We start from the raw sequence: 12,922 nt of genomic DNA, 5'->3' as shown, positions 1-12,922 counted from the left end.
AATGAGAAAAATACTACTTATACTCCTTTGCTTTCCTTTCGCAAAGTCATTTGCGCAGGAAGATCTCGATAAATTAATCCATATCGATGCACCCAAAAATGAAAAAGTCACGGCGACCTTTAAATCCGGCAATTTGATCAATCTCAAGACCACAGAAACAATTCATCGTAATGAAATGGACTTTAGAGTAGATCATCGCTTTGGCGATATCGCGGGCAGCGCGGGTGGAGGTAAAAATTTCTTTGGCCTCGATAATTCGACCGACATCCGAATAGGTTTTGATTATGGTTTATTCGATAACCTGAACATTGGAATCGCCCGCGCGAAGGGCGCAACGGCTGCTCGGCAGCTATTTGAGGGTAATGTGAAATACCGATTTATCGAACAAACGGTCGACAATAGCATACCTGTTTCCGTAGCTTTTTTTGGAAGCACTACCCTATCCGCGATGGAAGCTAGTACGGATAAGTCTTCAGCAGCAAGCTTTGAGAACTTCAATGACCGATTGAGTTATGTAACGCAGCTCATCATCGCCCGAAAATTCAGCTCAGATCTTTCGCTCGTTGTAGTTCCTTCTTATCTTCACCGAAATTATACGGCTTTTAATGATCAAAATGATGTATTCGCTATCGGTATCGGTGGGCGGGCTAAGGTTAGTAATCGAATTGCGCTAGTCGCAGACTATACATTGCCTTTCCGAAAAGCATCGAACAAGAAGTACCGTGAAGAAGTGGGTGGTCAACGTTACTATAATGCTTTGGGTGTCGGTCTAGAAATGGATACCGGAGGCCATATCTTCCACCTCAATTTTACCAATGCGACCGCAATACAAGAATCTCAGTTTATCAGCGAAACAAATAGCTCATGGGGCAAAGGGCAATTTCGCTGGGGATTTAGTATTGCGCGACGATTCAATTTTAACAAAAAATAAAAGGTATTGCGCTGTTGATGATTTGTAACGAAAACAATCCGTACAAGGCAATAGGAATTCAACAAGCATAAAAGTTCATTGAGGAAATTGTTATCAAATTAAAAAAGCGGATAACAATGCTGTTATCCGCTTTTTATCACACAATACTAAACCTACAAATCGTTCAACCACTTATTTACCTCATCCTGTGTTTTACCGGTCTTCTTTTGAAGCTTACCTACCAATTCGTCTTCTTTGCCCTCAGCATACAATAGATCATCGTCGGTAAGGTCTGCATATTGTTGTTTTACCTTGCCTTTGATTTCGTTCCAACGGCCTTTCCATGTTAATTCGCTCATAATTACTTTCGTTTTATTGTTTGTTAATAGAACAGTATCGCTCCGCAAATCGTTTAGAAAATAATGTTATAAAATGTTAAACTCACAACATTCACCTGGCAAACAGGCGCTTTCTATTTTTCGCAGGACTATTTCCGATTACAATTGGCCGTCCATGCCTTGCCGTCTTTTGTATAACCAATTGTCAATTTACCGGCATCAATACGGATAAATCCCGTACCTGCTGAGCCGATATTAACTAAGACGTTATCCTTTTTTTCAAAATCTACTCCATTGAGATTAGGAATGCCATTTCCAAAAGCAAAATTATAGGTATCGCCAACTTTTGTTACAGTAACCGTTCCTTCTCCCGAGGCAACATCGTTATCATTGTTGTTCATGTCATCAAAGCCAATAGTGCCTTCATATTTTCCAACAAAAAGATCGTTATCAGCCGGATCATCATCTTTGCTACATGATGTAAAGCCTACTAATACTGTTAAAATAAGCATACCTAGTCCCAGTGTTTGAATTAATTTTTTCATACGTCGATGTGTTATTGTGAATAATTTATGTATTACAGCAGGGTAAAATTCAAACTTTGTGCCAGTCCAAATACAAGATTCGAAACATACGTATCAAAACGCCCAAGAAGAGGTATAAATACAGTCTAAGGGTATTAATACAATCCGACCAAGACGAAACGCCCAATTGAGAGTCTATAACCGTACATCGAAGATCATTCAGAAAACAAATCTCATCCACTAAGAAAAGAGGCAAAATATTTTTTAAAAAACTTGGAGCGAAAGCGCATTATCGCTAAATTCATTTATTCCAAGCCTACACTATGGAAATCAATTATGCGTCTATTGTCCGAAGATTTGAGGAATACTTTGACGTATGGAGTTCCAAAGTATACCAATATGCGCTCAACAAAACCAAATCTTCTTATCTAGCCGAAGAAACTGTGCAGCGTGTATTTATCAAACTCTGGAAAAATATGCGTGACAAAAATATTGATTCCAGCATAGAATCCCAGATATTCTGTATCACCCGAACAGTAGTGATTGATTTGGTCAAAGCAGAGTATAATCGAAAGAAACTTTTGGATCACGATCAGACAATTGTCTTGCGGCATAGTCCTCATGATGATTTTTATGCCAAACAACTTTCATCCACACTCCATGAAATTGTCGATAAATTACCAAAGAAACGCAGCTGCCCTTTACCTGTTTCAATATATGCTTCTAAACTTTTCACAAATTGTCGCCATCCATCTGTACAAATATCATAGCATTCGATTTCAGGGGATAAGCCAATATGTTCAAGTTGCAACACAATCCCTTTTTCTTTTTCTGTGATGTCCCAAACGATCGTTGTGCCAATCCATTCTTTTTGATTATTCATTCCGGGAAGGGCTATCAATGAATCTTCGACATGCCAAACAACTTTTGCATTTTCATGTAAGTCTTCCACTTGCATTACTTTGTAAATAAGATCTCCAAATCGAATTGTAAATCTATCGTCCTTCTTATTGGAAGAGCCCTCAAACATGACTGTCCACCAAAATGGTATTTCATCGGTTAGTGCTTTAAAGACCCGATCCTTTGTTACACCCAACTGGATAGTTTGACTATAATTTTCCATTGCCAATTTTTTTTTAATATTAAATACGGCCTCGATTTTCCGTTATTATTAACGAATTTATAGATAGATTTTCCAATCGATCTTAGCATAAGACAAGTTTTTCTTTAGTTTTAGGGTAGTACATGACGCTTTTATAAAATTTATAGCGGATAATAGCTATATTACTTTTATACTCCAAACAACACGTTACTAATCAAATATAAAACCATCTATGAAGACTATGCTTCAAAAATTAGGATGCTTCAAAAATTAGGAATATTAGGATTTCTGATCGTACTAAATCTCTCCACATAAAAGCCACGTCTCACGACGTGGCCTTAAACTAAACATATGAAACAATTGTATTTTCTGTATAGCGCTGATCATAGCGCAAAATATATTCTTTCGGTGTGCAGCCGATAATCTGTTTAAATACGCGGTTAAAATTTGTAATGCTATTGAAGCCGCAGTTGTAAGCAATAAATGAGATATTTTCCAAATGTAAAGGATCTTTTCCCAATTGACTACAAACTTCATTAATTCGTATCCGGTTTAGATAACCAACTAAGGTGATTCCACAGTGTTTTTTGAAATAACGGCAGAATGCCTGTGGCGACAAATGTGCTCTTTCTGCTACACTTTCTAAAGTAAGCCCATGTTTAAAATGTGTATTGATATAATGACAAACCTTCTCTATGCGGTTATTTTTTCCAGTGGAAACGACTACAGTCTCCATCGGTTCGGGACAGAGCGCATCTGTTCTCTTTGAAATTTGGGCTAGTGTCCGGAGCAAATAGAAGAAATGCATCATTTTATCGATCTTTTCCGATTGTTTTAATAACAGCATACGCTTAGATACCATGTCGAAATCCACCTCCGGAATCTTAAATCCCCTGGAATCCTGACTTAAAAATTGCTCCAAGGATTCAAATTCACCCAACATAAAAAGTTGTTTCAACCTCCCTTCCGGATCAAAAAAGATCGAAATGGATCTAGCGGCATCACCAGCCTTATCCTCGGATACAGATTTAAATACATGTGCTTGGTGAGCAGCGATGAAAAATATATCGTTTTCCTTAAAGGGATGGAGGGTTTCATCCACAAGCAACACACCTTTTCCTTTCGTAATCCACATTAACTGGGCTTCTTGATGACGATGCAAATGTGGATAGAACGATTCCGAGATATCCTCCTGGACAGTGATGCTTTGTCCTTTAATTACAGGAATATTAAATTGTAACGTTTTCATAGCATGTTAGTATTAGGTTACTCAACATTGGTTTTACTAAATATAGACAACAAGCGTAACATATTGAGAAATGTCAATCGCACATCTAATAAAATGTCAAAATTTGCTCATAATTGGTTAATTTTCGCACTGTGGGCATCTAAGTTTAATATAGATCTGGGTTTAATAAAGTGTGGGGAACTTACTATGCTCCCCTAATCTTTATTGTGTAATACGCGTTACCGTTGGCAGTTTTACCTGAACCTCATAAGTACCTTCCATCAATAGCTGGAATCCAAAAACAGGGTTGACATTATTAGCACTTAAGCCGTCGATTTGGGCATACTTCATGGGGATGCGATAGTAATTGAGAAAACCCCAATCTGTTCCATCTTTTCCAATTAATTTAGCAAGCGGAAAAGGTGCAACCTCAAAATCACAGATCAACGAATTATCTGTCACTTGGACTGGATTAAACTTCACATGAGATTCAAACATCGGTCGATCCCCCCGGTTGATCACTTCTCCATTTTTAGGATTGAATGCATTTCCATTTTTATCGACGATCTTTAGGATAACACGAGCGCCATCGTTTGAAATTTTTGTACAAGTCACCTTTGGGGCTGTAATTCCGGTAAAAACTTCTGCAGCGCTCGATCCACTTGCCGCTTGATAGGTTACTTTAAACATATCATCAATCGTAGGTTCTACAATCTCGATAGTTGCCAATTTAGGGAATACACGCTCTCCTCTAGGGTTGGTCATTTTGACATCAAAATTAAAACGCCCTAAAGGTAGATTGGCAGAAGCTCGATTAAAAACCAGCTGTCCACTGACTGTATTAAATTCCATCGGGGCTTTCTTTACTGTTTCTCTCTTTTTATTGAGTAGTTCGACCGTGGTATCTGTCTCGGCATTGAACACTAAACCAGGCTTAAAGGTTAGAATGTCAAATTCTTTAAAAAAGACATCCGGTGCGGGCTGACCTGTTGCTTCATCGTTTAAGTTTAACAATTCGAATGTATAGGGGGGCGTAGAACCATCTGTATTAATACGGTCAGACATCGTTAGGGACATTCCACGTTTGCAAAAGATGGTATTATCTTTATATCGTATACCTTCGCTCAAAAAGCCGTTTTCAATTTTCTTGCAGCCAGAAGTCAGCGCAAAAGCAAATAGCAAGCTATATAAAATTTTTAAATTCGTTTTCATATCAGTTTCTAATCAGCCATTTTTCCGGCGTTAAAAAATAAACGATGTGTGTTTTGCAATACATGCAATACACCTGTCGTCGTCCTAATTCCCGAGGTTTGACAATCATAGGATTTATCAAGTTGATCTTTTGGAATCGCATTATAATCGGGTTCCTCAGCATCAAGAGTACCGATCACCTTTGTGAAATTGAGATAATCTACATAATCCAGATAATCGCTGTAGTCACGTGTTCTGCGCAATTTGATATTGAACCTGACATTGGGAATTGCACCAAGCTTGCTTACAAAATATTTGTTGTCAGGGCTGAGATTTTCTCGTGTGATCTTTCCATCGAATAGGTAGATCATCATCGAATCACGTAATTCTTTGACTGGGATGTTATTGATCCCGAACTGAATATTTTCGTTTCCCACCTCAATGATCCTTTGTTGTTTTTTGGCGGCTACATAATCCCGTACGCCATAATCGCTCGTTGCAAAGAACGTGACATCTGAATTCACAATATCTTTAATACCGGCACGGTCTATAATCTTAACCAACGAATCAAAGCTACCATGCTGCTTCAAAAAATCATAAGTTGTCTGGTTCACGTTGGCATCGCTCTTTCCACCATCGACTTTATAATTATCCTTCTTACATGCGAAAAGAAAAATTAATATTGACGCAAACAATCCTGTTATCTTTTTCATAATTCTTTTTTTAGTGCTTAAACCTTTCCTCTCCAGTATGAGGTCTGTGTCAACTTGTTATTATTTTTGAATAGGGCTGGATTAATTGGCCAATAGAATCCTTCCTGACGGAAGCGGGACTCCGAGAGCCATGGAACAAAATTGCTGTATTGCCTTGTTCGCAATAGATCATAAAAAATATGCCCTTCGAGATAAAGTTCTTTTCCTCTTTCAATAATATATTCGTACATGACATCGTCTTTACTCGATGTATTATCCACGAAGGCAGATTCATCGGCGCCATTCCTTTTTCTAAATTCATTGATGATGTCTATTGCTTTGGAAACTTGATTTCTATAAAGTGCAATTTCGGCTTTCAACAAGCGCATATCCGCTAACCTAAAGACAATCAGATTATTGCTAACATAAGCATCTTGCTTTTGTGAGGGATTACGGTAGACAACACTTTGATATTTTACGCAAGTAGGTTTATCACTGTTTAGATCGGTAAAATTACGTCTACAACGAATATCACTATCGTCGAAGACCTGTGAAGGCATCGCCTTCCACTCCCACTGCTGCAAACTTGTATTCCAATACCAGTCCCAAACCTGGTCTATTTTATAAAAATGATTTGTCAGATAATCTGCATTGACATAACACCTCGAATTTGTTCCAGAAGTTGCCAGCTGCGCAGTTCTCAAAAACATATTGGCAATATGTTGATTGGTTCCTTCGCGTGTATTTTCACTCATTGCAATTTCAAAAATACCTTCACTCGAAAGTCCTTCGAAAGTCTTATAATAATTAGATGTGTCGGTCAATGAATACATACCATTATTTAAGATTTCATCGATGGCTTTATCTGCTTTGTCTACCGTTTCGAGATCAGGTTGGTTTGAATTGACATCACTCATTGTTGCCTTCCAAAGGTAGAAATGAGCTAACAATGCATTCACCGCGCCTTTATTGGCTGTGACTTTGGCGTTCCCAACAAGTGAATATTGCCAAGGCAACAATTCATGTGCCTGCAGTGCATCCTTCTCGATCTGCGCCATAACCTCTTTTTTGGTACTCCGTGCTAATTCTGGAGCAGAAATAGGGCCGTCGTATTCTTCCGTTACCACGGGCACGTCTCCCCACACGCGTAGCATCATAAAATAAGTGAACGCCCGTAAAAAATAAGCCTCTCCAAGCATCTCATTTTTGAACTTCGTTGGATTGGTCACATCGGTCAGTAAATCGTCCGCCACCTTAGGAACTCGATTAATAATGATATTGCTCATCGTAATCGCTTTATAGTACTTGGTCCAATCTCCAAAATTCTCTACATTGTATTGAAATGTAAAATCTCCATTTTGGATCCCTTCGAGTCCATCACCATTATATTGGATTGTAAAATAATTCTTGGCAATTGCATCGCCATACATAAAGTATCGTGGACTCGGATTCCAGTTACCCGAATTCATCACATCCCGTACCAAAGCATAGTTACCTGCCATAGCACTCCGTAAATCCCCTGAGCTTTTCCAATATGCGCCCGCGAAAGTCGAATTGACGGGTTCTTCCACCAAAAACTTTTTACATGACCCTAGCAAGAAAACCAGCATCAATAGCACCGCTAGTCTATAGTTTAAAAAAAATCTTTTCATCGTCTTAAAAAGTTAGTTCAAATCCTAATGTATATTTTCTTGGAATCGGATAACCACCACCGTTATACTCTCCATATGGGTTTACAGCCTCGGCATCCGGCAATTTTTTTGATTTTTGCCAACGGGCAACATTATCCACTATACCAAAGAATCTCACTTTGGAAATACTCCATTTCTTGCTGATCCGTTCAGGGAGGTTGTAAGAAAAAATCAGGTTCTTAAATCGCATATAGGAACCATTTTCTAAAAAGAAAGTCTGCGCAGAGGTGTAATAGTAACGATAGGTGCCGATATCATATTTTGCGTATTCGGCCTTGTCGCCGGGCTGTTTCCAGATATTGAGTTTGTCCAGATCCCGTATCGAATAGTAAGCAAAATTTGAAGTCGCATCGCCCGAAGTGGAGTTACTGAATTGATCTGATTCAAAAAGATTCAGTACATCCCTCCCAAAACCGTAGGTAAAAAACAAAGTAAGCGAAAAGTCTTTATAACTAAAGACGTTATTCCAGCCTCCGGTCCACTTAAAATTAGGATCTCCAATCGCCCTTTTATCTGGATTAATACCACTATTAAATACGTCTACAAAATAATCGCCATCTATATCTTCAAAATAAAAATCTCCGGGATTGAATGTTCCATTGGAATTTCGATAGCGTTCGCCTGTATATGGATTGACCGGAATATCGTCCAGGGTCGAGAAAACCCCCAGAGTTTTATAGAGATAAAATGCATTGATCGGGCTGCCCACCGAGAGGATATGAGATTTATCAAATCGATCGCCATCCATGACCATATCGCGGCCGCCATTTGGCAGATTCATGATCCGATTCTTGACATAGGAAATATTTAAATTGGACCGCCAGCTCAATGTGGAGCTACGTGGGAACATATCAACAGACAATTGAATATCGACACCTGAATTGCGGATTCCTACCGAATTTGTTTTGGCGTAATCGTATCCGGACGTGACGGGAAGCATGACGTCAAATAGCCCATCATAGTTTTCCTTATTAAATACATCTACCATAGCTGTAAAACGTCCCTTGTACAATTCCATATCGACACCTAAATTCCATTGCCTATTGCGCTCCCAGCTGAGATTTTTTTGGGCAACGCCATTATTAAAGTTTGGTGTAATAGCCACTTGGCCATTATAGGAAGTTGCTCCGGAATTACCCTGATACCCCCCATTATTGACATTATAGAGATTATACTGCAAATAGTTACTTTTAGGGAGAGATCCGGTCAATCCATAACTTCCTCTAATTTTAAGTAAGGTGAATATAGGATTGTTTTTCAGAAAATCTTCTTCAGTTAAAATCCAGCCGACAGATGCGGACGGAAAATATCCCCATTTGTTGTTTTCTCCAAATCGGGACGATCCATCCGCACGGACAGCCCCTGAAAACAGGTATTTACTATCAAAATCATAGGAAAAGCGACCGAGATAGGACAGCTGTGACCACTTTTGCAAATCGGAGTTGGCACCGATGTTATTTTGCAGAAATCCTGTAACCACTTGGATCTGATCCGATACCCCCTGACTACCCCATGCGGATACATTTTGCATTTTATTTTTTTCCGCTTCCTGACCCAGTAGTACATTTAAAGAGTGTTTTCCAAACTGTTTGATATAAGTTAAAAAGTTCGATATCCTGACTTGGCTATTCTCATAAGAATAAGCTGACGAATAATTACCGGCACCGCTCATCAAAGCTGATGGCCTATTATAAGCCCTATTGGCCATATCTTTGATATAGGCGGATTGGGAAGTAAAAGTTAATCCTGGTGCAATATTGAAAATCAGATTTAGATTGGTATTCAGATTAGAAGATTCATTGTTATCAAGACTACTATTATAGGTACCCAAAAGGTAAGTTTTTTTTGCATCTGAAAGATTAAAAAGTGATGATGGCATACTACCGGCACTCAAGGCAATTGGGCTCACGTCACTCCCGCTTCCTCGCGCTCGCTTATTATACGAATAGGCCACAATGGGATTGATCGTTAAACGTTCATTGATTGCCTTACTGGACAAATTGAGCCTTCCAGTATAGCGTTTAAATCCGGTTGCTTTAATGATTCCCGCCTCATCGTAATAGTTCCCACTAAAACGATATGAACTAATCGCTGACCCGCCGCTAACAGAAAGATCTGCACTCTTAATCTTTCCTTTTTGGTAGAATAGATCCTGCCAATCTGTATTCCCATTGAATGCAGGGTTCAACGAATCGGTAAGCATAAAGGGCAGATTTCTGAAATCGTTGGAAGAAAGCTGATTCTTTAGTATCCTCATCTTCTGCTCACGCTCGGTTCTTCCGAGTGTCACTTCACGGAGTTCGGGCCGTTGCGTTAGACCACCATATCCGGTTAACATAAAACGCGGATCTCCGTTACGCCCTTTTTTCGTCGTGATCATGATCACCCCATTTGCTGCCCTAGAACCATAAATTGCGGCGGCAGAAGCATCTCGGAGCACATCCACAGATTCGATATCATTCGGATTCAGACCTGCTAGATAATTTGTTCCTGTTCCTGTATTCGGGCCTACAAATTGTTCCGTTGGCTGCGGAACTCCGTCAATAACATAGAGTGGATTACTAATGACATTGTAATAATCGTCATTGGAGTAATTCAGGCTAACGGCCGATGTACCACGAACAGCCAATGTCGGCGAAGCACCTGGAGCGCCAGAAAAATTCTGAACGTTGACGCCGGCCAATCTTCCCTGAAGCAACATATCAAAACTGGCTGCCGGAAGATTTTCCAGATCTTTACCCGAAATACTTGAAATCGCAGCGGTCGCTTTTTTGCGGGAGGTACTCTGGTAACCGATCACTACGGCTTCATCTAGAATACTCAATGTTTCGACCAGGGTAAAGGTCATTTTGCCTGCCTCGGGAATGGGTTGACGAGCCCGCTCGTATCCGATAAAACTTGTCTCTAAGATATCTCCGGATTTACCTGAAATCTTAAAATTCCCCTGATCATCGGTCTGTGTACTGTTGGAAGTACTCGTGTTTCTCAAAGTTACTCCGGCCAATTGTTTACCATTTTTATCACGTACGGTTCCCGTGATCTGCTGGCCCAGTGCAATTAGTGAAGTTAGAAACACAGATAAAAATAAAACTATCTTTTTCATTTGTGTTTGATTAGGTGCTCTTACTTAGGTTATTCCAAATATAAGTGCCAAACACAGGTCACATTTTCTTAATTATTACCTGTTTACAGCACTTTTTTAGCAAAAAACAAAACGAGACATCTTTTAGTCTAGCAAGACTGTTACATTTCAATCCATAGCTTGTTCACACAATTTTATATCTTTAGCGCAAGAAAAAACCGATTTAGGTTCCAAAATCAATTATAGACCCAGGTAATACAATGACTAAACTAAAATGCATCATCCTATTGTTGTTCTTCAATTGTTTTATGGCAGTTGGTCAGGATGCGATCAGAATAAATCACTTACCTTTCATTCAAGGATTAACAGAGCAATCTGTTTCCATTATTTGGACGACAGACAAGCCTGCTACTGGCTGGGTTGAGCTGGCCCCAGATGACTCCAGTCACTTTTACTTTAAGGAAAGACCAAAATATTATGCGGCTGCCTATGGCTTCAAAAAAGTAGGTACGTTGCATCAAGTTACATTGAACAACCTAAAACCTGGAACACGCTATAGATATCGTGTGTATAGTCAAGAAGTCCTCAAACATGTTGGCGTCAATGTACAATATGGAAAAGTAGTAGCCAGTGATGTTTATCAAAAGGCTCCCTTATTTTTCCAAACCTTTGGCCATGCCAGCTCCACCCATTTTACAGTTGTCAATGATATTCATGAGCGCAATGAGGTACTCGATAAGCTACTGGATATCGGCAATCTAAAGACAAGTGACTTTGTGGTATTCAACGGTGATATGGTTAGTAATCTACTCAGTGAAACACAACTGTATGAGGGGTTCATGGATACCGCCATTAAAAAGTTCGCCAGTGAAAAACCAATGTTTTATGCAAGAGGCAATCATGAAACACGTGGACCTTTTGCCATTGAATATCCCAAATATTTCCCAACACCAACAGGTAAACTATATTACCAATTTAAGCATGGGAATACCGGTTTTATCGTCTTAGATTGCGGTGAAGACAAGCCCGATACCGACATTGAATATAGCGGTATTGTAGACATGGATAACTATAGAAGCGAACAAGCGGCCTGGTTAGCTCAAGCAGTTGAGAACCCGTCATTTAAAGATGCTAAATATAAGATCGTAATCTGCCATATGCCCCCTTTTGGTGGCTGGCACGGGGAACAGGAGATTTTGGAGAAATTTGTTCCTATCCTCAACAAAGCAGGGGCACAGATCATGCTCTCGGGTCATTTACACAAACACATTATCAAGGAAGCAACAAATAGCGTACAATTTCCAATTATTGTGAACTCCAACAATAATGTGCTACGCGTGGATTTAAATGATGAAAAAGGAATTTTTAGAATTCTCGACCAGCAAGGAAAAATGGTCGATCAGGTGGTCATCAAACCGTTAAAATAAGCGATATTGCTTATCGCTAATGAGAACAGCAGACAAATTCATAGCTGGTGAAACGAAATTAGGGCACTATATCCTTTATTTATTTTATTAAAATTCTATTAATTGTGGTATAATGCAGGAAACCTAATCATTAATTAGAGGATTGATATAACAATTTCAGATACACAAAGTATTAAATAATGATCAACTTAAAACCACTTTCTCTTAACGATATCTCACCATTTTATGAATGGATCAATGATGATATGTCTATTAAATATTCGCTTTCACTTTTTCAGTCATTGCACACAAAGGATCAAATCGACCATTGGTTTCATTCGGTTATCAATGACTTAACTAATTTTAACCGGGGAATTTTCCTCAACGACTCAAATAGATTGATAGGCTATGCCGGCATTTGCAATATTTCCAAAGCAAATAGATCGGGCGAGTATTTTATCTTTATAGGAGATCGTCAAGAGTGGGGAAAAGGGATAGGTTCAGAAGTCACTAGATTAATCCTCGGTATGGGATTTGAGGAACTAGGGCTCCACAGGATTATGCTCACTGTATCGGAACCAAATTATGCTGCAATAAAAGCCTATCAAAATGCAGGCTTTAAACTCGAAGGGAGAATGCGTGAAGCCTGTTTTAGAGACAATCAATTTCACGATAAACTATTCATGTCAGTTTTGGAAGAAGAGTGGAACAACGAAGTACAGCTAAGTGTAAAATGAAATTAAACACCGTATAGCCAG

At 39.2% G+C, this 12,922-nt stretch carries 12 protein-coding genes and 1 pseudogene; 4 read left to right on the top strand and 9 right to left on the bottom strand.

From position 1 onward, the window contains the following. Position 1 precedes the first annotated feature (1 nt). Positions 2-931, top strand: a complete 930-nt coding sequence (locus B2O97_RS15690) for a DUF5777 family beta-barrel protein (RefSeq protein WP_070565318.1) — start codon at positions 2-4, stop codon at positions 929-931. A gap of 152 nt (positions 932-1,083) precedes the next feature. On the opposite strand, the gene B2O97_RS15685 is transcribed toward B2O97_RS15690, so the two are convergent. Beyond that, positions 1,084-1,269, bottom strand: coding sequence for a CsbD family protein (locus B2O97_RS15685; protein ID WP_046672091.1), 186 nt, complete (start codon positions 1,267-1,269; stop codon positions 1,084-1,086). A gap of 128 nt (positions 1,270-1,397) precedes the next feature. Then, complete coding sequence (locus tag B2O97_RS15680) at positions 1,398-1,793, bottom strand: hypothetical protein (protein ID WP_070565238.1); 396 nt, start codon at positions 1,791-1,793, stop codon at positions 1,398-1,400. 302 nt (positions 1,794-2,095) lie between these two features. Between B2O97_RS15680 and B2O97_RS25270 the strand changes: the two are divergent. Beyond that, positions 2,096-2,272 (top strand): annotated as a pseudogene (locus B2O97_RS25270) (RNA polymerase sigma factor); the annotation flags it as partial. Here B2O97_RS25270 and B2O97_RS15675 read toward each other — a convergent pair. From B2O97_RS15675 to B2O97_RS15645, 7 genes are all read right to left on the bottom strand, one after another. Continuing rightward, positions 2,201-2,386 carry a hypothetical protein gene (locus B2O97_RS15675; RefSeq protein WP_070565235.1) on the bottom strand — a complete coding sequence of 62 codons (186 nt, stop codon included), beginning with the start codon at positions 2,384-2,386 and terminating at the stop codon, positions 2,201-2,203. The pseudogene B2O97_RS25270 and the gene B2O97_RS15675 sit on opposite strands and share 72 nt — an antisense overlap. 17 nt (positions 2,387-2,403) lie before the next feature. Further along, positions 2,404-2,895, bottom strand: a complete 492-nt coding sequence (locus B2O97_RS15670; RefSeq protein ID WP_286767674.1) for an SRPBCC family protein — start codon at positions 2,893-2,895, stop codon at positions 2,404-2,406. A 322-nt stretch (positions 2,896-3,217) separates the two neighbouring features. Continuing rightward, positions 3,218-4,123, bottom strand: a complete 906-nt coding sequence (locus tag B2O97_RS15665) for an AraC family transcriptional regulator (protein WP_286767673.1) — start codon at positions 4,121-4,123, stop codon at positions 3,218-3,220. Positions 4,124-4,324: 201 nt separating this feature from the next. Beyond that, positions 4,325-5,314 (bottom strand): DUF5007 domain-containing protein, encoded by a 990-nt coding sequence (locus B2O97_RS15660; protein ID WP_286767672.1) that lies wholly within the window; start codon positions 5,312-5,314, stop codon positions 4,325-4,327. A gap of 8 nt (positions 5,315-5,322) precedes the next feature. Then, a complete protein-coding gene (locus B2O97_RS15655; protein ID WP_070565225.1) occupies positions 5,323-6,006 on the bottom strand; it encodes a hypothetical protein in 684 nt (227 codons plus the stop codon). 17 nt (positions 6,007-6,023) lie between these two features. Then, positions 6,024-7,637: a RagB/SusD family nutrient uptake outer membrane protein gene (locus B2O97_RS15650; RefSeq protein WP_286767671.1), complete on the bottom strand. Its 1,614-nt coding sequence runs from the start codon at positions 7,635-7,637 to the stop codon at positions 6,024-6,026. 4 nt (positions 7,638-7,641) lie between these two features. After that, complete coding sequence (locus B2O97_RS15645) at positions 7,642-10,779, bottom strand: SusC/RagA family TonB-linked outer membrane protein (protein ID WP_112373579.1); 3,138 nt, start codon at positions 10,777-10,779, stop codon at positions 7,642-7,644. A 239-nt stretch (positions 10,780-11,018) separates the two neighbouring features. Between B2O97_RS15645 and B2O97_RS15640 the strand changes: the two genes are divergently transcribed. Next, on the top strand, positions 11,019-12,185 hold the full coding sequence (locus B2O97_RS15640) for an FN3 domain-containing metallophosphoesterase family protein (RefSeq protein ID WP_286767670.1): 1,167 nt from the start codon (positions 11,019-11,021) through the stop codon (positions 12,183-12,185). A 179-nt stretch (positions 12,186-12,364) separates the two neighbouring features. Next, positions 12,365-12,901 (top strand): GNAT family N-acetyltransferase, encoded by a 537-nt coding sequence (locus B2O97_RS15635; RefSeq protein ID WP_286767669.1) that lies wholly within the window; start codon positions 12,365-12,367, stop codon positions 12,899-12,901. Positions 12,902-12,922 lie beyond the last annotated feature (21 nt).

It is taken from the genome of Sphingobacterium sp. UBA865, from assembly GCF_002295765.1.
Lineage (GTDB): Bacteria > Bacteroidota > Bacteroidia > Sphingobacteriales > Sphingobacteriaceae > Sphingobacterium > Sphingobacterium multivorum.
This window is presented reverse-complemented; position numbering and strand designations above follow the sequence as displayed.

What these genes read in the sequence shown, in the direction of transcription:
- B2O97_RS15650 (WP_286767671.1), bottom strand. Translation starts at nt 7,637, where the DNA reads ATGAAAAGATTTTTTTTAAACTATAGACTAGCGGTGCTATTGATGCTG.
- B2O97_RS15670 (WP_286767674.1), bottom strand. Translation starts at nt 2,895, where the DNA reads ATGGAAAATTATAGTCAAACTATCCAGTTGGGTGTAACAAAGGATCGG.
- B2O97_RS15675 (WP_070565235.1), bottom strand. Translation starts at nt 2,386, where the DNA reads ATGCCGCAAGACAATTGTCTGATCGTGATCCAAAAGTTTCTTTCGATT.
- B2O97_RS15640 (WP_286767670.1), top strand. Translation starts at nt 11,019, where the DNA reads ATGACTAAACTAAAATGCATCATCCTATTGTTGTTCTTCAATTGTTTT.
- B2O97_RS15645 (WP_112373579.1), bottom strand. Translation starts at nt 10,779, where the DNA reads ATGAAAAAGATAGTTTTATTTTTATCTGTGTTTCTAACTTCACTAATT.
- B2O97_RS15680 (WP_070565238.1), bottom strand. Translation starts at nt 1,793, where the DNA reads ATGAAAAAATTAATTCAAACACTGGGACTAGGTATGCTTATTTTAACA.
- B2O97_RS15660 (WP_286767672.1), bottom strand. Translation starts at nt 5,314, where the DNA reads ATGAAAACGAATTTAAAAATTTTATATAGCTTGCTATTTGCTTTTGCG.
- B2O97_RS15690 (WP_070565318.1), top strand. Translation starts at nt 2, where the DNA reads ATGAGAAAAATACTACTTATACTCCTTTGCTTTCCTTTCGCAAAGTCA.
- B2O97_RS15685 (WP_046672091.1), bottom strand. Translation starts at nt 1,269, where the DNA reads ATGAGCGAATTAACATGGAAAGGCCGTTGGAACGAAATCAAAGGCAAG.
- B2O97_RS15665 (WP_286767673.1), bottom strand. Translation starts at nt 4,123, where the DNA reads ATGAAAACGTTACAATTTAATATTCCTGTAATTAAAGGACAAAGCATC.
- B2O97_RS15635 (WP_286767669.1), top strand. Translation starts at nt 12,365, where the DNA reads ATGATCAACTTAAAACCACTTTCTCTTAACGATATCTCACCATTTTAT.
- B2O97_RS15655 (WP_070565225.1), bottom strand. Translation starts at nt 6,006, where the DNA reads ATGAAAAAGATAACAGGATTGTTTGCGTCAATATTAATTTTTCTTTTC.